General features: G+C 72.3%; 18 protein-coding genes. 6 read left to right on the top strand and 12 right to left on the bottom strand.

All coding sequences use genetic code 11. The annotated features are described in order from the left end of the window. Position 1 precedes the first annotated feature (1 nt). Together ORI60_RS23575 and ORI60_RS23570 are read left to right on the top strand one after the other, a co-directional pair. The gene (locus ORI60_RS23575) at positions 2-1,318 is read left to right on the top strand and encodes an MFS transporter (RefSeq protein WP_266036733.1); all 1,317 of its coding nucleotides are present in this window, start codon (positions 2-4) and stop codon (positions 1,316-1,318) included. Next, complete coding sequence (locus ORI60_RS23570) at positions 1,302-2,693, top strand: acyl-CoA synthetase (RefSeq protein WP_266036731.1); 1,392 nt, start codon at positions 1,302-1,304, stop codon at positions 2,691-2,693. The genes ORI60_RS23575 and ORI60_RS23570 overlap by 17 nt, the downstream gene beginning before the upstream one ends. On the opposite strand, the gene ORI60_RS23565 is transcribed toward ORI60_RS23570, so the two are convergent. Next, complete coding sequence (locus ORI60_RS23565) at positions 2,662-3,294, bottom strand: TetR/AcrR family transcriptional regulator (protein ID WP_266036729.1); 633 nt, start codon at positions 3,292-3,294, stop codon at positions 2,662-2,664. The genes ORI60_RS23570 and ORI60_RS23565 overlap by 32 nt on opposite strands. Before the next feature lie 96 nt (positions 3,295-3,390). Between ORI60_RS23565 and ORI60_RS23560 the strand changes: the two genes are divergently transcribed. Further along, positions 3,391-4,161 (top strand): SDR family NAD(P)-dependent oxidoreductase, encoded by a 771-nt coding sequence (locus ORI60_RS23560; protein WP_266036727.1) that lies wholly within the window; start codon positions 3,391-3,393, stop codon positions 4,159-4,161. On the opposite strand, the gene ORI60_RS23555 is transcribed toward ORI60_RS23560, so the two are convergent. Beyond that, on the bottom strand, positions 4,150-6,969 hold the full coding sequence (locus ORI60_RS23555) for a BTAD domain-containing putative transcriptional regulator (RefSeq protein WP_266036725.1): 2,820 nt from the start codon (positions 6,967-6,969) through the stop codon (positions 4,150-4,152). The genes ORI60_RS23560 and ORI60_RS23555 overlap by 12 nt on opposite strands. Positions 6,970-7,022: 53 nt before the next feature. Here ORI60_RS23555 and ORI60_RS23550 point away from each other — a divergent pair, with 53 nt between their 5' ends. Then, positions 7,023-7,886, top strand: coding sequence for an alpha/beta fold hydrolase (locus ORI60_RS23550; RefSeq protein WP_266036723.1), 864 nt, complete (start codon positions 7,023-7,025; stop codon positions 7,884-7,886). 25 nt (positions 7,887-7,911) lie between these two features. On the opposite strand, the gene ORI60_RS23545 is transcribed toward ORI60_RS23550, so the two are convergent. The 6 genes from ORI60_RS23545 to ORI60_RS23520 all read right to left on the bottom strand — a co-directional run bounded on the left by ORI60_RS23545 (position 7,912) and on the right by ORI60_RS23520 (position 12,789). Continuing rightward, a complete protein-coding gene (locus ORI60_RS23545; RefSeq protein ID WP_266036721.1) occupies positions 7,912-8,280 on the bottom strand; it encodes a hypothetical protein in 369 nt (122 codons plus the stop codon). A gap of 9 nt (positions 8,281-8,289) precedes the next feature. Further along, positions 8,290-9,255, bottom strand: a complete 966-nt coding sequence (locus ORI60_RS23540; RefSeq protein WP_266036720.1) for a hypothetical protein — start codon at positions 9,253-9,255, stop codon at positions 8,290-8,292. A 196-nt stretch (positions 9,256-9,451) separates the two neighbouring features. Beyond that, positions 9,452-9,970, bottom strand: a complete 519-nt coding sequence (locus ORI60_RS23535) for a hypothetical protein (RefSeq protein WP_266036718.1) — start codon at positions 9,968-9,970, stop codon at positions 9,452-9,454. Then, a complete protein-coding gene (locus ORI60_RS23530; protein ID WP_266036716.1) occupies positions 9,963-11,063 on the bottom strand; it encodes a hypothetical protein in 1,101 nt (366 codons plus the stop codon). The genes ORI60_RS23535 and ORI60_RS23530 overlap by 8 nt, the downstream gene beginning before the upstream one ends. Before the next feature lie 11 nt (positions 11,064-11,074). After that, positions 11,075-11,461, bottom strand: a complete 387-nt coding sequence (locus tag ORI60_RS23525) for a FixH family protein (RefSeq protein ID WP_266036714.1) — start codon at positions 11,459-11,461, stop codon at positions 11,075-11,077. After that, positions 11,458-12,789, bottom strand: a complete 1,332-nt coding sequence (locus ORI60_RS23520; RefSeq protein ID WP_266036712.1) for a hypothetical protein — start codon at positions 12,787-12,789, stop codon at positions 11,458-11,460. Before ORI60_RS23520 ends, ORI60_RS23525 begins: the two co-directional genes overlap by 4 nt. A gap of 135 nt (positions 12,790-12,924) precedes the next feature. On the opposite strand from ORI60_RS23520, the gene ORI60_RS23515 reads away from it, so the two are divergent. Next, positions 12,925-14,058 (top strand): sensor histidine kinase, encoded by a 1,134-nt coding sequence (locus tag ORI60_RS23515; RefSeq protein ID WP_266036710.1) that lies wholly within the window; start codon positions 12,925-12,927, stop codon positions 14,056-14,058. Continuing rightward, positions 14,055-14,714 (top strand): response regulator, encoded by a 660-nt coding sequence (locus ORI60_RS23510; protein WP_266036708.1) that lies wholly within the window; start codon positions 14,055-14,057, stop codon positions 14,712-14,714. Before ORI60_RS23515 ends, ORI60_RS23510 begins: the two co-directional genes overlap by 4 nt. 38 nt (positions 14,715-14,752) lie before the next feature. Here ORI60_RS23510 and ORI60_RS23505 read toward each other — a convergent pair whose 3' ends face one another. The 4 genes from ORI60_RS23505 to ORI60_RS23490 form a co-directional block, all read right to left on the bottom strand. After that, a complete protein-coding gene (locus ORI60_RS23505; protein ID WP_266036707.1) occupies positions 14,753-15,382 on the bottom strand; it encodes a hypothetical protein in 630 nt (209 codons plus the stop codon). Positions 15,383-15,476: 94 nt separating this feature from the next. After that, a complete protein-coding gene (locus ORI60_RS23500) occupies positions 15,477-16,121 on the bottom strand; it encodes a response regulator transcription factor (RefSeq protein WP_266036705.1) in 645 nt (214 codons plus the stop codon). After that, complete coding sequence (locus ORI60_RS23495) at positions 16,106-17,158, bottom strand: hypothetical protein (RefSeq protein ID WP_266036703.1); 1,053 nt, start codon at positions 17,156-17,158, stop codon at positions 16,106-16,108. Before ORI60_RS23495 ends, ORI60_RS23500 begins: the two co-directional genes overlap by 16 nt. Then, positions 17,151-18,179, bottom strand: a complete 1,029-nt coding sequence (locus ORI60_RS23490) for a sensor histidine kinase (protein ID WP_266036702.1) — start codon at positions 18,177-18,179, stop codon at positions 17,151-17,153. Before ORI60_RS23490 ends, ORI60_RS23495 begins: the two co-directional genes overlap by 8 nt. Between the last annotated feature and the right edge of the window lie 103 nt (positions 18,180-18,282).

Below are 18,282 nucleotides of genomic sequence, written 5' to 3'. Positions count from 1 at the left end.
CATGGCGCCAACAACGCAGTTACGCCGTGCAGTCGGGTCGAGCTTTCTCGGCAGTGTGATCGAGTACTACGACTTCCTGCTCTACGCCACGGCCTCCGCGGTCGTGTTCAACAAGGTCTTCTTCTCCTCGCTGGACCCGCTGGTCGGCACGATCGCGAGCTTCGGCACGTTCGCCACCGGCTACCTCGCCCGGCCGCTCGGCGGAATCCTCTTCGGACACTACGGGGACCTGCTGGGGCGCAAGAAGATGCTCGTGCTGACCATGAGCCTGATGGGCGTGGCGAGCTTCCTGATCGGCCTGCTGCCCACCTACGCCCAGGTCGGCTGGCTCGCGCCGGCCGGACTGGTCCTGCTGCGGGTCGTGCAGGGCATCTCCGTCGGCGGCGAGTGGGGCGGCGCCGTGCTCATGTCGGCCGAGCACGCCACCTCCCGGCGCGGGCTGTGGGCGAGCTTCACCAACGCCGGCGCGCCGTGCGGCATGGTGCTGTCGACGGCCGCGCTGACCGGCACCGCCGCGCTGGTCGGCGAGCAGGCGTTCCTCGACTGGGGCTGGCGGGTGCCGTTCCTGCTGAGCGTGGTGCTGCTGGGCATCGGCCTGTTCGTGCGGATGAAGGTCGAGGAGACGCCGGTCTTCCAGGCCGAGCGCAAGCCGGGCTCCATGCCGTTGCTCGACGTGCTGCGCAACCACCCGCGCACGCTGGCGCTGGGCGTGGGCGTCGGCCTCTCGGCGTTCGTCGCGCAGTCGACCCTGACGACGTTCGTCCTGGCGTACGGCGTGCAGGCGGGCAACAGCAGGCAGATGATCCTCAACGCGCTGACTCTGTCCTCGGCGCTCGCGGTGATCGGCATCATCGGCTGGTCGGCGATGTCCGACAGGGTCGGGCGCCGGCCCGTCGTGCTCGTCGGCGCCGTGCTGATGGCGGCGTTCGGGTTCGTGCTGTTCCCCATGGTGGACAACGGGTTCATCGTCATCGCGCTCGTGCTCGGCCAGGCCGTGATCCACCCGATGATGTACGGGCCGCTGGCCGCGCTCTACAGCGAGCTGTTCAACACCGGCAGCCGGTACACCGGCGCCTCGCTCGGCTACCAGCTGGCGGGTCTGGGCGCGGGGCTCGCGCCGTTGCTCTTCGCGCAGGTGCAGAAGTCCTCCGGCACGGGCGCGATCCCGTTCATCCTCGCGGCGTTCTGCCTGCTCACCGTCATCTGCACGGTGACGCTGCACGAGACCAGCCGGACCAGCCTGACAGGAGACAGGAATGCGCAACGCGGGACTGGGCAGCTGGCCACACCGCCGAGCACGCATGGCGCCGAAGCGTGAGGCGTTCACCTGCGACGGCGTTTCCTCCACGTACGAGGAGGTCGCCGTCCGCACGACCCGGCTGGCGTGGCGGTTGCGGGAGCTCGGGGTCCGGCACGGTGACCGGGTCGCGTACCTCGGCCCGAACCACCCGTCGTTCGCCGAGACGATGTTCGCCGCGCACCAGCTGGGCGCGATCTTCGTACCGCTGAACTTCCGCCTGACCCCTGCCGAGATCAACTACCAGCTCGCCGACTGCGGTGCGCACGTGCTGGTGCACGCGCCGTCGCACCAGGTGGAGCACCCGCGGGCGGTGTCGCTGGCCGCGTACGAGGACTGGCTGCTCCAGGGCTCCGGCGAGCCACTGGACGAGCCGGTCGGCGCCGACGACATCGCCCTGATCCTCTACACCTCCGGCACCACCGGCAGGCCCAAGGGCGCGATGCTCAGCCACGCCAACCTGCTGTGGAACACCTTCAACCTGATGATCGGCGTCGACATCGCCTCGGACGACGTCGCCCTGGTCAGCGCGCCGCTGTTCCACGTCGCCGCGCTCGCCCAGACGTTGCTGCCCACGTTCGCCAAGGGCGGGCGCAGCGTGATCACCTCGCGCTGGGACGTCGCCGAGTGCGTCTCGCTGATCGAGACCCAGCGCGTGACGTGGATGTTCGGGGTGTCCACGATGTACGCCGACCTGGCCGCCTCCTCGTCGTGGCACGACGCGGACCTGTCGTCGTTGCGGGTGCTGCTGTGCGGCGGGGCGGCGGTGCCGGACGCGGTGATCCGCGCCTACCAGGACCGGGGCCTGGTGTTCTGCCAGGGCTACGGCCTCACCGAGACCGCGCCCGGCGCCACGTTCCTGGAGGCCGCCGACAGCGTGCGGAAGGCGGGTTCGGCCGGTCCCCCGGTGTTCTTCGGTGATCTGCGGCTCGCCGGCACGGGCGAGATCGAGGTGGAAGGCCCGAACGTCACGCCGGGCTACTGGAACGACCCGGTCGCCACCGCGGCCGCGTTCACCTCCGACGGCTGGTTCCGCACCGGCGACCTGGGACGGCTCGACGACGGGCACCTGTACGTCCTCGACCGGCTCAAGGACATGTACATCTCCGGCGGCGAGAACGTCTACCCGGCCGAGGTGGAGAACGCGATCACCTCGCACCCGGACGTCGCGGAGGTCGCCGTCGTCGGGGTGCCGGACCAGCGCTGGGGCGAGGTCGGACGGGCGTTCGTCCGGCCTCGCGACGGCGCGGTGGTGGACGCCGCCGGGTTGCGGGAGTTCCTGTTGCCGCGCCTGGCGAAGTACAAGATCCCGGTCCACGTCGAGGTGGTCGCCGAACTGCCGCGCACGGGGTCCGGGAAGGTCCTCAAGCCCGCGCTGCGCCGGTTGCCGCTGTGACCGCGTGGCGGGCCAGGACCGTCTGGACCGCCTCGTCCACCGAGTGGGCCATGGCCTTCTCGGTGGGCGACCAGTTCACCAGCAGCATGCGGGGCCAGAACGCGAAGTTCGAGATCATGCCGAGGAACTGCGTGGCCGCCAGGACCGGGTCCTCGACGGTCAGCGTGCCGGCCTCGTGCTCGGCGGCGAGGTAGTCGCGCACGGTGTCGAAGAACGGCTGTTTGCCCAGCTTGAACTGCGTCTGCCCGAGCTCGGGGAAGCGCGGCGCCTCCGCGATGACGATGCGGAACAGCGCGACCATGCCCGGCCGCGTCAGCAGTGCCACGTACCGGTTGCCGAGCGCCGTCAGGCCCCTGCGCGGATCACCCGGCTGCGGGGTGAGCGCGCCCTCCTCGGTGCGCCAGTAGTCCGTGACGATCGCGTCGAACAGCTCGGCCTTCGTCGGGAACTGCTTGAACAGCGTCGCCTTCGACACCCCGGCCGCGTCGGCGATGCGCGCGAGCGAGGTCTTGTCGTAGCCGGACTCCAGGAACAGCCGGGTGGCGGCGTCGACGATCGCCGTCCGCTTCTGCTCCGCCATGCGCTCGTGGTAGGTCGGCACCCCGCCAGTATGCCACGAGGTGAGTCACTTGACTCACCACCGACCGATGCCTACGGTTCCGAGGTGAGTCACTCATCTCACCACTGGAGGAGACCGATGGGACGCTTCGACGGGCAGACGGTGTTCATCACCGGCGCGACGAGCGGAATGGGCGCGAGCCACGTGCGGGGCTTCCACGCCGAAGGCGCGCGGGTCGTGATCGCCGCACGGGACCTCGACGCGGGGGCGAAAGCGGCGGAGGAACTCGGCGAGCGGGCCCTCGCCGTGCGGCTCGACGTGACGGACGAGGACGCGTGGTCCGAGGCCGTCCGCACCGCGGAGGAACGGTTCGGGCCGGTGTCGGTGCTGGTGAACAACGCCGGCGCGCAGCACCCGGCCGCCCTGATCGAGGACACCTCGCGCGAGGTCTGGGACCGCACGCTCGCGGTGAACCTGACCGGGCAGTTCCTCGGCATCAAACACGGTGCGCCGTCGCTGCGGAGGGCCGGCGGCGGGTCGATCGTGAACATCGCCTCGACCATGGCCAACGTGGGCTCACCGTTCTACGCGCCCTATGTCGCGAGCAAGTGGGCGCTGCGCGGGCTGACCAGGACCGCGGCGCTGGAGCTGGGCCGCGACGGCATCCGCGTGAACTCGGTCCACCCCGGCGTGGTGTCGACCCCGCTGATCACCGAACCGGTCGTGGCCGGGCAGCCCGCGATCGGCGAGCTCTACTCCCCCGCTCCGTTCGCCGTGCCACGACTGGGCGAGCCCGCCGAGTTCACCGCGCTGGTGCTCTACCTGGCGTCGCGAGAGGCGGCGTTCGCGACCGGCTCGGAGTTCGTGCTGGACGGCGGCCTGCTGCTCGGGCCCGCCCTAGCGGCCTAGGTAATTCGCCACCGGGCCGAAGGTGAACAGCCCGGTGCCCGCCACCAGCTCGTCCTTGGCGGGCAACAACAACGCGCGTGCGCGCTCGCGCAGTTCCTCGTCTCGCAGCCTCGCCGCCGCCATGGCCAGCAGGCAGGCTCTCACCTCGATGAGCAGGTCCGCCGGTCCGTCCGGCAACGCGCGTGCGGCCTCCAGCGCCTCGTCGTGGGGCAGCACCAGCGGGCGAACCCAGTCCAGGTGCGGGCCCCAGTCGTCGGTCAGGTCCACTGAGGACGGACCGTGCAGGCTGAGCAGGGCCAGCGGCAGCAGTCCGCGTTCCATGCCCCACATGCCGGTTCCCCGGACGCGGCCGGCGGCCGCCCGGTAGGCGCGGTCGGCCTCGGACGTCCGGCCCGACGCCGCGAGCTTCAGCGCCGCGTACCAGTCGGTGAAGACGCCCACCAGCGGCAGGTCGTGGCGCTGGGCCAGGGCGTCGGCTGCGGCCGCGTGGCGGTCGGCCGTGCCGAAGTCGGCGAGCGCGGAGCAGGCCTGGACGAGGATCAGGTGGCCGAGGACCTCGTGCGTGACCAGGCGTCCTGCCGCAACCTCGACGAGTTCGCGGCCGATCGCGGCCCGCTCCCCCGCCAGGCCGGTGCGGTGGAAGGTGTGCATGAAGCGGGCGTTCAGCGCGAACGCGAGCAGCCCGGGATCGCCGAGGTCACGCGCGATGGCCTCGGCTTCCCGCGCCTCCGCCAGGCGGGCGCCGGTGCCTCGTTCCTCCATCGCGATCGTGGCGAGCAGGCGGGCGCGGGTGGAGGTGGGGCCGGGGAACGACGGGAGGACGCGTTCCGCGGCGGCGGCGAGTTCGGCGGAGTGGGCCGGGTCGTCGTTCGTGGTCCAGATCCCGGGGACGTCGAACGACCCGATCAGCTCGGCCACCTCCTCGGGACCGGCGGCCAGGCGCAGGGCCGCCGACCTCCGTTCTCGTGCCCCTTCCAGGTCCCCGCTCACCGCCAGCGCCCTGACCAGGCCGGTCAGCAGGTCGGGCCGCTCCGAGCCGGCCGCGATCGCGGCCTTCCACAAACGCACCGCCTCACCGGGCGAACGAGTCTGCTCCGCCGCCTCGGCCAGTGCCCGCACCGCCGCGGCGCTTCTCGTCCCCGCGAGGGCGTAGTGGTGTGCCCGCGTCTGGACGTCAGCGGGGCTCACCGCCTCGGCGACCGCCTCGTGCCAGCGAGCACGCCTGGTCAGCGACACCTCCTCGTACAGGTTGTCGCGCACCAGCGCGTGCGTGAACCGGGCGCGGCCCGGCGCGACCTCCACGACGAACCCCGCCTCGATCGCGAGGTCCAGCGCGTCGAGGACGTCGTGGCCCGCCAGGGCGGCCAGCAGGTCCACCTCGACGTCCCGTCCCAGCACGGAGGCCTGGCGCAGCACGGTCCGCACCTCGGCCGGCACCCCGGCGAGCCGGTGCCGCAGCACGTCCCGCACCCCTGCCGGAACCGAACCGAGGTCACCGCCCGAGGCGACCAGCCGCGCGAGTTCCTTGACGTAGAACGGGTTGCCGCCGCTGCGCTCGTGGACGGCACGCGCGTGCAGTGGTCCCACGATGGCGGCGACCGCCTCCTCGTCCAGGCCGCCGAGCTCGACGCGGACGGGGTCGGCGCGGGCCAGGGCTTCGAGCGGCACGGCGGTGCGGGAGGTCGCGACGACCAGCACCCGGCCGGAGAGCCGGGCCGCCGTGAACGCGGCCAGCACCGCGAGGGTCTCCTCGTCGGCCTGGTGCAGGTCGTCCAGCACGACCAGCACCGGAGCGGCGGACTCCACGGTGGACACGATCGCGCGGCGCAGGTGGAACCGGTCGGTGGCGGGCAACGACTCCCCCAGCGCCTCCACCACCTGCTGCCACGGCCACGCCACCGGTGCGTCCTCCGGGCAGCGCGCCCACACCGCCGTCCACCCCCTCGTGCGCAGCACGGCGCTGAACGCCTCGGCCAGCGCGGTCTTGCCGGCACCGGCCTCGCCGGTCACGAGGGCGAGCCCCAGTCCCGCCGCGGGCACGGCGGACTCGAGGGCCGCCAGCTCCGCGGACCTTCCCACCAGCGTCGGCGCGGCCGCAGGCGTGAGGCGGGGTGACTGGGCGAGGATGTCCGACTCCAGCGCGCGGAGCTCCGGCCCCGGATCCACGCCCAGGTCCTCGACGAGCGCGTGCCGTGCCTCGCGCACCGCTTCGAGCGCCTCGCCCTGACGGCCTTCGCGGTACAGCGCCAGCGCGAGCAGGCTCCACGCCTTCTCCCGCCACGGGTGCTCCGCCAGGTGCGCGCGCAGGTCGGCGACGACACCCGCGGCACGGCCGAGAGCCAGCGCGGCCTCGGCCCGGCGTTCCACGGCCACCAGCCGCAGCTCCTCGAGCCGGTCGATCTCGGCGCGCGCCCAGTGCTCGTCGGAGAACTCGGCGTAGGCGGGTCCGCGCCACAGTGCCAGCGCATCGTCGAGCACGGACAGGTCGCCGCCGAGCATCTCCTCGAACCGCCACGCGTCCACGTCCGACGCGAGCAGCGCGTACCCCGTGCCCTCGGTCACCAGCAGCGTCGAGGGGGTCCGGGGTGGACGATCGGGTTCCAGCGCCTTGCGCAGCGCGCCGACGAACGTCTGCACCGTGCCGACGGCACCCTCGGGCGGGTCCTCCCACAGGTCGTCGACGAGCGTGCGCACCGGGACGACCCGGCGCCGGGCCACCAGCAGGCGTGCCAGCACCGCCCGCTGCTTCGGGCCGCCGAGGCGGGCGGATCCCGCGGTCAGCGGGCCCAGCACCCCGAACGTCACCACCCGCTGACCCTAACGCTGATCGGTTGCTGATCGGGCACCCGCACAGTGGTCCCGTGAACCACACCGCATTCAACTACCAGCGCGTTCAGGTCTCCGAGGGCATCGAGCTGAACGTGGCCACCACCGGCCAGGGCAGCCCGGTCGTGCTGCTGCACGGCTTCCCGCAGACCCACCTCATGTGGCGGCACGTCGCCGCCGACCTGGCCGCCGACCACACCGTGATCATGCCGGACCTGCGCGGCTACGGCGCCAGCGACAAGCCCGCCGACACCGGTCTCACCTACGCCAAGCGCACGATGGCCGCCGACGTCGTGGAGGTCGCCCGTGCGTTCGGGCACGACACGTTCGCCCTGGCCGGGCACGACCGGGGCGCGCTCGTCGCGTTCCGGACCGGCCTCGACCACCCGAGGCACGTCACGCACCTCGCGTCGCTCGACGTGCTGCCGACGCTGGACATGTGGGACGTCATGCGCGGCACGTCCGCCGCCGTCGGGTTCCACCTGTTCCTGATGGCCCAGCCGCCCGGCCTCGCCGAGCAGATGATCAGCGCGACCCCGGACGCGTTCTTCGGCCACTTCCTCGACATCTGGAGCGGGCAGCCGTTCCCCGCGGACGTCCGGGCCGAGTACCTGCGCACGAGCCGCGAGGCCGTCACGTCGATCGTCGCGGACTACCGGGCCTCGGCGACCATCGACGTCGAGCACGACACCGCGGACAGGAACGCGGGGAACCAGCTGGAGATGCCGGTCACCGTGCTGCAGCAGGACTGGGGCGCGGCGCTCGGCTTCGACGCCAAGGCGCTGTGGCAGGCGTGGGCACCCGACCTCGACCACCGCACGGTCTCCTGTGGACACTTCATGGCCGAGGAGGCACCGGACGTCGTCGCGGGGGCGATCCGCGACCTGCTGAAGCGGTGATCCCGCCCGGTGCCGCGAGCCGGCCTCAGGCCCTGACGCGGCCCTTGGTGGTCCACATCCGGTAACCGGCCGACACGGCGTCGGCTTCCGACGCGAACGCCATGTCGCCCTTCATCCGCCGGTAGTACGGCGAGTCGGGCGTGTGGTAGACCATCGTCTTCGAGTTGCCCTTGACCGGCAGCGGTTCCTGCCTGGCCGGCTTCGGGCCGGCCGGTGCCAGGGCCTGTTCGGCGATCACCACCTGCTCGGCCGCCGGGCGGGGTGCGGGCAGCGCGAGGCGCGTCTTCGGGCGTTCGGGCTGCAGGCGACCGCGGACCGACAGCCACGTCACCAGCGAGCCGACGGCGAAAGACACCAGGCACAGCAGGAACATCTGCGAGAACAACCAGAGCACAGCGAACTCCTAACGGACTACGACGTCGACCTGGCGTGTGGCCGGGTCGTACTCGCCGCCGGGGGCGGGACGGGTCTCGATGGCGATCAACGCGGGCGCCACGCCCTGGCCGACGAGGACGTCGCGGACCAGCTCGCCGCGTTTCGCCGCCATCGCCTGGTCCGTGCCGTGCGCCACCAGCGTGATCGAGGCGCGCGGGGCGACCAGCAGCATGCGGCCGACGCGTTCGACGAGCACGGGGCCGTGGCCTTCGTAGGCGGTGGTGCCCTGCACGAACCGGATCGCGCCGTTGCCGTTGACCAGGCGGGAGATCGAGTCGTGCAGGGCCGCGACGTTCAGGTCGCCGGCCGTCGCGGACGAGCCGACCTCGATGCGGTCGGTGACCTGCAGGCCGTTCGCCGCCTCCCGGACGGCGTCGCGGACCGCGGTCGCCCTGGCCTCGTCGGGCACCCTGGCGGCGACCACGACCTGTCCGTTGTGGATGGTCGTGGTCACGTCCGACACCTTCGCGGACAGCGCGGCGGAGAGCACCCGCCCGATCACGGCGGGAGGGATCGGCAGCAGGCCGCCGAGCCGGAGCGCGGCGGTGACGCGGTGGTCCTCGGACCGCACGGCTTCCATCAGCGCGCGGCGTTCCGCGTCGTCGGCGACGGCGCCGGACACCAGGATCTCACCGCCGCGCACCGCCACGAGCAGCTGCTCGGGCTCGGCCGCGCGCACCTCGGTGCCGCCGACACCGTCCACGTCGGACACCACGGCGCGCACCGCGTCGACCGAGCGCGGCGAGACCTCGCTGACCACGACCGATCGGCCGTCCACCGCGACCACGCCGTGGTAGCCGGCCTTTCCCAGCGCTGTGCGCACGTCGGAGTGCAGCGTCCGTTCGACGCCACCGCCGTGGACGAACACGCCGGTGGTGGCGAGCAGCGCGGGCACCAGGAGCCCGCCGATCCAAACCGCGTGAGGCAAGCGCACGGCGAACTGGGTATCCGACCGCGTTGCCGAAAATCCAGCTGGTGCAGCCTTTCGGACCGAACTTCACCCGGTCAGGTGGCCGGGTGGAGTTCGGACCTCGTGTGCTAGGCCGTGTCCCGGAAGTTCGTCCGGTGGCAGGCGCGGGCGAGAGACCCGGAGACGACACCGCCGCCCGACGGGACTTCCGGGACACGGACTAGTCGACCGCGGCGCGCGTCCTGCGCCAGGCGACCACGATCAACGCGATCAGCCCGAACAGCGGGATCGTGCTGATCGCCCAGGACAGCCCCATGGGCGGCCCCGGCTGCTCCATCACCTGGAGGTTCTTCAGCTCACCCGTGCCCGCGCCCGCCGGACCGTCGACCTCGAAGCGCATGGTCCACGTCCCGGGTTCGGGCAGGGCGAAGATGTCCAGGCCCCACACCTCGCGCTTGCGGGGGTGCCGGGCGAGCGGGCCGCCGTCGTCCTCCACGCCCTCGCGGAACAGCGTCAGCGTGCCCTTCTTGCCCTCGATCCCGTTCTCGGGCGCGAAGGTGAAGTCCAGCGACTGCATGGCTTTCACCGGCCACGTGCTGAAGCCGATGGTCAGGTCGTACGGTCCCGCCTGCACCTTCTCGGTGTGCACGACGTTCACCGGTTCGAAGGCCAGCGCGGGGGCGGCCAGTCCGAACAGCAGCGCGACCGTGCCCGCGAGTCCCAGCAACGTCTTACGCATGGCTGTCCTCCTTTGCGGGTGCGAGGTGGCGGAGCATGTGGCCGAACCGCCGGCCGAGCACGCCGGCGAGGGCGCCGAGCACCGCGCCCGCCACGACGGTGGCCACGTACCGTTCGAGAGCGGGGAAGTTGCTGCCCTGCACGAGCATCCGCTGCAGCGGCGCGCAGGCGGTGATGATCACGCCGCCGATCGCGCCGGTGAGCCAGGCGGGCACCTTGTGCAGCAGCTCCACCGCGACCGCGACGAGGATCAGGCTCATCGGGATCATGTTGGGCAGTCCGGGGATCCCGTCCGCGTAGTCGCGCAACGGCAGGCCGGTGGCGTCCGCGTAGACGTCGGTGGCCCACGGCGAGAACCACCAGAACACGGCCTGCAGCAGCGCCACGACGATCCCGACGGCCAGCGCGCCACCGCGTCGCTTCAGGACGTACGCGCCCATGAACAGGATCATCACCGAGAAGAACGCACTACCCGCGTTGACCGTGTTGACGGCACCGCCGGGCAACGCGCGCAGGCCGAGCACGGTCACCATGCTGAACGCGAGCAGGGTGCCCGCCGCGGCGGCGACGCCGTACGTTCCCCAGCGCTGGTCGCGTGCGACCGCGAAGATCATGACCGCGCCGACCATCGTGATCGAGATCGACAGCAGCAGCCCGATGTGCGGCGGCGAGTCGATCACGGCGTCGAAGCCGTACAGGCCGTGCCACCACTGGTCCCACAGTCCGTAGACCAGGAACAGCGCCGCGCCGATGCCGGAGATCAGGTACCCGACCGGGGCGGCGAACGTGCGGCCGAACACGCCGACCGCGCGCCCGCCGACCATCGGGTCGACGACCTTGCCGCGCTTGGAGTCCGCCGTCGTCAGCAGCACGACGGCGAGGCTCGCCAGGCCCGAGATCGCGCTGCCCGCGTACAGGAACAGGTGCGGCAGGGTGAAGAACGTGTCCGGGCCGACGTCGGAGTGCCACTGGATGTCCCAGGTCAGGCCGATCAACGAGATCAGGGTGCCGCCGACGACGGCGCTCGCCGGGACCAGCCCCCTCGGGACCGTCCTCGCCGACGACGCTGCCGTCGCCGTGATGTGCACAGTCATTCCTCCCCCTTCTAGGTGAGCAGGAGCGGGATGACGACCCGCTCGCCGCGCAGTGACAACGTGATTTCCCATTGGCCCGCCATGAACAGGTCGACGCCCGCGACCTCGTACCGGCCAGGGGCCCGGGGTGCCGCCGTGATCGGCGCGAGCGCGTGGCCCATCTGCGGCATCGCCGGTTCGACCGTCACGTCGCCGTCGGCGGCGTTGCCGGACCGGTCGGTGATCCGCAGGTCGAACGAGTTGCTGCCGGACCGCGTGCTGGCGGGCGTGAGCTCGAACCGGAGCTGTGCGCTCTCCGCGAGGTGCGGCCGGGCCTCGACCCCGCGCGGCCACAGCACCAGCAAGGCGGCCACCACCGCGATCACCCCGGCCACGACGGCTGTCGTCGAACGCTTCACTTCGAGGCCACCTTCCCCGCCGGGACGTCGACGACCTTCGGCACGGTGACGACCGAGTAGTCCCGTTCGACCTGGATCCACACGAGATACCTGCCCGGCAACGGGAACGAGTAGGTGAACGGCACGTCCGGCCCGTAGGCGGCCACGCTCTCGTCGGGCCTGTCGGGCAGGCCGGGGGTCTGCGGGAGCATGGAGTGCACGTGCGCCCAGATCGGGGCGTCCGCGGCGGTGCCGGTGACCGGGCCGACGACGATCATGTGCCCGAGCATGCCCAGCCACGGCTGCAGGTCGCGCTCGCCGAACTTGGCGGTGATCGTGCTCGGCCTGCCCGCCTCGCGGATCTCCATCGCCGTCTCGGCCTGCGCGTCGTGGCGGGGAGCGGCCGTGCCGGAGACCTCGACGCTCGACCGCAGGAGCTGCACTCCCCCGCCGCGCCGGGCGATCTCGGCGGCGACCGCGTGCTCGCCCTGTTCGGGGTCGGTCAGCCTCGCGCGGAACTCGCCCGGCGCCGTGCGGACCGGATGCAGGTGGCGCAGGTGCCCGGACGGCGACACCACGACGAGGTGGATGAACGCGCTGTCGTGCACCAGCAGGTCGTCCACCGGCCGTCCCGACGAGCCGTCGGTCAGGTTCAGCACGAGGTCCTCGTCGTCCATGCGGGGCACCATGTTCACCGGCGGACGCGAGAAGTCCACAATGGACGTGCGCTCGTACGGGTTCATGACGTTGTCGTACGTCGGATCGAGGTGCGTACCGGGCGCCGCGACCGGCGGGATGCTCGGCGCCAGCAACGCCGCCGTCACGCCGACCGCCACCGCGGCGACCACGCCCGCGGTGGGCACCACAGCGAGGCCGATCCTGCCGAACACCGCCAGCAGGAGTGCCGCCAGCAACAGCACCCCGGCCGCGATGAAACCTCCGTAGGTCGCGTTCTCCCACGGCGACGGCACGAGCGCCGGCACGACGAACGGGATGGTGGCCTCGTCGACCGCGAGCTCCCACGGACCGGGCCGGTCCACGTGCAGCAGCCCGGAGTGGAATCCGGGCGTGGCACCGAGGACGACCTTGGCGGTGCTGCTGGGCGCGCCGGCCGCGCGCAACGTCAGCGTCAGCTCGCCCGGCGGCGTGCCGGCGTGCGTCACCACGTCGACGTGCACCGGCCCCGGCACCTCCGCGACCCGGCGGATGATCACCGTGAGGTCGCGGTCGCCGAGGCTCTGCGCGACGTGGATGTCGGCGCCGGACTGTGCGCCGTCGGCGAGGGCGGGGGCGGCGATCCCCAGGAGCGCCGCCAGCGCGAGCAGGAAGGTCACGACAAGTCGTTTCATCGCGACCGAACGTATCGATCACGGCCTCGCCGCCGCGTCACTGCCAAGTCGGAAATCGCATCCCCCGCGCGGGGGATCTCCGACCCCTGCGAAGCGGGAGGTTCTCAGGGGCGCCATCGGGCAGGATTGCGCTCGATGGATCTGATCAAGCTGCCCCTCAAGCACCAGTCGTGGCTGGTCGCGACCGTGTGCATGGTCGTGGACGGCGGGTTCGTGCTGCTCGACCGCGAACCGTTGCCGCAGACCGCGGTCGTGCTGCTGATGACGCTGGCCGTCGACGCGATGCTGGCCGGTCCGGCCCGGCTGTCTCTGTGGGTGGCGGCGGCGCAGGCGGCCGTGCCGGTGATCGTCCTCGTCGGGATGCGCAACGGGATCGACGCCAACGACGCGGGTCTGCTGATCGCCGGGTACCGGGCGGGGGCGTGGCTGCGCGGCACACCGGCGTACACCTCGCTCGGGCTGCTGTCGGCCAGCCTGATGGCGTGCATGGTCGTCAACGGCTACGGCCCGCTGTACGCGGTGCTGGTGGCGGCCAAGGGCGCGCTGCTGCCGTGGCTCGTCGGCCGCTACACGACGGCGCGCCGCGCGTACCTGGCCGAGCTGGAGAAGCGGTCGGCGATGGCGGAGAAGGACGCGAAGGCGGCGGTCACCAAGGCGATCACCGAGGAACGCGGTGCGATCGCCCGCGACCTGCACGACGTGATCATCCACCACGTGAGCGCGATCAACCTGCACGCCGGCGCCGCCCGCCTCGGTCTGCCGGAGGGCAATCCGAAGCTCACGAACTCGTTGCGCGCGGTCGAGACGTCCAGCCGCGCGGCCATGGTCGACCTCCGGCACCTACTCGACCTGTTGCACGGCGACAAGTCCGAGGGCGCGCGGCAGCCCGGGCTCGACAACCTCGACGAGCTGCTCGACGGCGTGCGCGCGGCGGGCCTGCCGGCCCGGCTGGAGGTGCGCGGGCAGCGGAGGGACGTGCCGGAGTCGTTGGACATCACGGTCTACCGGATCATCCAGGAGATGCTCACCAACGCCCTGCGGCACGGCGACGCGTCCGGCGTGACGGTGACGCTGGAGTACGCGACGGACTCGCTCACCATCGCGTCGCGGAACAAGGCGGGTTCCGGTGACGACTCCGGCTCGGTGCGCCGCGGCCTCGTCGGCATCCGCAACCGCGCGGGCATGTTCGACGGCAGGACCAGGTCCGGGCTCGACGAGGACGGCCGCACCTGGCGCACGACTGTCACGTTCCCCCTGGAGGCGTCATGACGTTGACGGTGCTGCTGGCCGACGACCACGCGATGCTGCGCTCCGGGATGCGCGCGATCTTCGACACGCAGGACGACCTCCGGTGCGTCGCGGAGGTCGCGGACGGCAGGGCCGCGGTGGCGGAGGTCGCGCGGCTGCGCCCGGACGTGGCCGTGCTCGACATCCGGATGCCCAAGCTGGACGGGCTCGGCGCGACGGAGATGATCCTGGCCGACCCGGCGAACCGCACGAAGGTGCTGCTGCTGACGACCTACGACACCGACGAGTACGTCTACCGCGCGCTCAAGGCGGGGGCCAGCGGGTTCCTGCTGAAGTCGCTGCCGCCCGAGGAGCTGATCTCGGCGGTGCGGGTGGCGGCGCGCGGGGACGCGTTGATCGACCCGTCGGTGACGCAACGGCTGATCGCGCGGTTCGCCGTCAGCCTCGCCCCTCCCCCGACGCCGCCGGAGCTCGAGCTGCTCACCGCGCGCGAACGGGAGGTGCTGCAGCTCGTCGCGGCGGCCTGCAGCAACGCCGAGATCGCCGCGCGGCTGCACGTCGGGGACGAGACCGTGAAGACGCACGTCTCACGGGTGCTGGCGAAGCTCGGGTTGCGCGACCGGGTGCACGCCGTGGCGTACGCGCACATCAACGGGCTGGTGCAGAGCGGTCGCTGAGCCGCGGGGACCCCTCGTCGACCCCGCGGGCCAGCGGCTCAGCTCTGCCAGACGATCGGCGACTTGACGTAGTCGTCGCCGCGGTTGTACTCGGCCGCCGCGACCTTGAGGCCGTCCTGCGCCGCGCTCAGCACGCACGTCTCGTACGTCTCACCGGCCGCCTTGAACGTCTTGGGCGCGCTGGTGGAGTCGCACTTCGGGGTGTCACCGCTGATGATCACGCCGGTGCCCTTGCCGTCCTCACCGAGGCCGCGCAGGCCGATCGAGGTGAAGCTCAGGTCGGTGCCGCTGAGGTTCTCGACCTTGGCCCGCAGGTAGAACGGCGTGATGTTCTTGGCCTTGTCGCCGAACTTCGCCAGGTCCTCCTTCGCGCCCGCCTCGATGGCCGTGACGGTGATGGCGATGGTGCCGGTCTTGTCCCCGGTGGCGACGGGGATCACCGCGCGGGCGCCGACCTTGAGCTTCGAGCCGGGAGCCGTGACGTCCCCACCGGCCGGGACCGGCGGCGCCTCCTTCGAGGTGGAGGTCTCCTCGGTGCTCGTCGCGGTGGACGTCGTCGTGTCCGTGGCGGGTGTCGCGGTGCCGCCGGTCTCGGAGCCGCAGGCCGACAGCAGCAGGCCCGCCGCCGCGACGGAGGCGATGAACAGGGGGCCACGGGCGTGCGTCACTGCGGAACTCCTCGGACTGCGGAACCTGGGTTGCCCTGGACGCTAGGCCGGATGCCGGAGCGGCGGTATCGGTCGTTCGCACCACACGCCGGACTCAGAGGTCGTCGAGGCCGATCAGCCCGTCCTGGATCGCCCGCGCGACGAGCGCCGCCTTGGTCGGCGCCTGCCTGCCGATCGCCGCGTACTTGACCCTGATCCGCTCCAGGTGGGAGTTCACCGTGCTGAGCGTGATGTTCAGGCGTTGCGCCACGAACTCCTTCGACTCGGACTGGAACCACTCGACCAGGACCTCGGTCTCGCGCGGCGAGAGGGCGGGCCTCGTGTCCGACCTGTCGCCCGCCAGCGCGCCCGCGAGAGCCGGCGGCGTGTACGACTGCCCTTCGGCGGCCGCCTTGACGGCCTGCACGAGGTGGTCGGCGCCCTCGGCCTTGGTCAGGTAGCTGAGCGCGCCGATCTCCAGGCACTGCAGGACGATCTCGTCGTCGGCGCGCATCGAGTAGACGACGACCCTGCGGCCGTCCTCGACGAGCTTGCGCAGCGCGGACGTGGCGGGCGCGACGCCGCCGAGGTGCAGGTCGAGCACGACGACCGCCGCGCTCGCGCCGGGACCGGTCCAGGCCACCTCGGGGTCCTCGCCGCTCGCCACGAGCTCGATGTCCGCCGTGGACAGCCAGTGCGCGACTCCCGCGCGCACGACGGGATGGTCGTCGACCACGACCGCCGTCACGTCGTCCGCCATCTCGCCTCGCTCCTCACCAGTCCGCTGTGGACGCTCGTCTCGACGACGACCGCTCCCGTCCTGCCCGGTGCCGGCAGTGCTTCCGGCGCGTCCGCCACGACCGCCACGCGCACCTCCGTCGCGGTGCGCAGCAGGCTCACCTTCGCACGTCCGTCCGCGACGGCGAGCGCCTGGGCCATCGGCGCGACCAGCTCGCGGCGCACCTCCGTCGGCACTGGCGTGGCCGTGCCGCTGACAGCGAGCGAGACGACGACACCGCGCCGTTCGGCGACGTCCACACACGCGGTCAGTTCGTGCAGCAACGGGTCGGGCACGTCGTCGTTCTCCGCGAACAACCTGCGCAGCTGCACGGCCGCGACCGAGCAGCGCAGCCTGGTCGTCTGGTCGGCCGCGCTCACGCGTTCGTCGGCGAGGTCGGCGAGCAGCGGCAGCAGGGCGCCCAGCTGGCCCTCGAACCCGGCCCGCAGGTCCTGTTCCCGCTGGCGGGCGAGCTCTTCGCGGGTGCGGGCGGCGTCGTGCTCGGCGGCGGCCTCGGCGGCCAGCCCGGCGTCGCGGTGCAGGACGCGCGTGACCACCAGGACTCCGAGCTGGAAACTCGTGCCGCTGAGGATCACGACCCCGGCCGTGCCGGCGTCACCGCCTCCCTCGCGCGCGAACCAGGCGATGCTGAAGCAGATGTGCGCGCTCAGTGCCGCCACCAGCGCCATCGGCCTTTCGACCAGCACCAGCAGCAGGTACCAGCCGACGAGCCCGAACCCCCAGTCCGCCGGGCTGAACGACGCTCCGGCGGGCAGCGCCGTCGTCGCCAGCACCGACGCGACGAGGGGTGCGACGGCGAGGAAGGCCGGTGTCGGCACCGCGGCCGCGGTGCACCCGGCCACGACCGCCAGCACGGCCGTGAGCAGCCCGTACGCGATCCACGCCGCCGTGCCGTGCGGATGGGCGACGAGCGAGGGCAGCATCAGGACGAGCTGGACGGCGAAGACGACGACCAGCAGGACCTGCCTGGTGGTCGTGGCGACGGTGTGGTCAGTCATCGGCGGTCCACTCCAGCCGCGCGGTGGTGCCCGCCGGGCTCGACTCGACCACCGCGGTGCCGCCGGTGGCCTCGAGGCGCCCGACCACGGATCCGCGCAGGCCACGCCGGTGTTCGGGCACCTCGGCGGGCACGAAGCCCCGGCCGCCGTCCTGGACGACGACCACCGCGCCCCGTCCCCGCGTCACCGTCAGCTCGGCTTCGGCAGTGCCCGCGTGACGTTCGACGTTCGTGAGCAGCTCACGCGCGGCCCGCACGAACTGCAGGGCCACCCCGGCCGGCACCGGCACGACCTCGGCCTCCACCCGCACGTGCACGGGGCTGTCCCGCGCCACGGCGGTGAGTGCGGCCCCGAGGTCCACGGTCCCCTGCGCGTTGCCCCGCTCGGCCAGCACGACCAGGTCCCGGCGAGCCTGAGCGGCGACCTCCTCCGGATCACCACCGTGCGCGGCCATCAGGAACGTGGCGGCAGCCGTGTCGTGCAGCAGGGCGAGGTACTCCCGCTCCCGCCTGCCCTGGTCGAGAGCGACGGCCGCGGCCCGGCTCCGCTCCGCGGCGCGCTCCCTCAGCGCGTCGACCCTCCGGCTCGACCTGCGCAGCAGCTCGTAGGACAGCCGGGCGAGCACCGACTCCAGCACCGCCCGCACGAGCACCCCCGGCCCGGTGGTCATGACCTGCACCGCGAGCAACGCGGCCGTCGCGGGAACGGTGACCTTCGGCGGCCACTGCCACTGCCAGGTGATCAGCGTCGTGGTGAGCACCGTCATCACCCACTGGTCGGCGTCGGCCCCCAGCACCACCGACAGCACCACGACGCGGAGGAACGCCACCGGCAACGCCACGCGGGGCAACCGGAAGTCGGCGACCGTGCTCACCGCGACCGCCGCGAACAGCGACCAGCCCAGCGGCGAGTTGAGCGAGAAGGCGCCGAAGAGGCTGATCAGGACGACACCGGCGCCGCGGATGGGACCCGCGAGACGGGACACCGTCGCAAGCAGCCTCGCCTCCAGCACGTCAGGCATTCTCCGCGAGGCCCTCCCGGACCGCCCATCCGGCCCGCCCGCTGATCCGCCTCCCGGCCGAACCGGTCCGCATATCGTCCGCGTATCGAAAAACGCGTACACC

The sequence above is a fragment of the Lentzea sp. NEAU-D7 genome, assembly GCF_026242055.1.
Taxonomy (GTDB): Bacteria; Actinomycetota; Actinomycetes; order Mycobacteriales; family Pseudonocardiaceae; genus Lentzea.
Note: the sequence above shows the minus strand (reverse complement) of the source record. Positions and strands in the feature narration are given on the sequence as shown.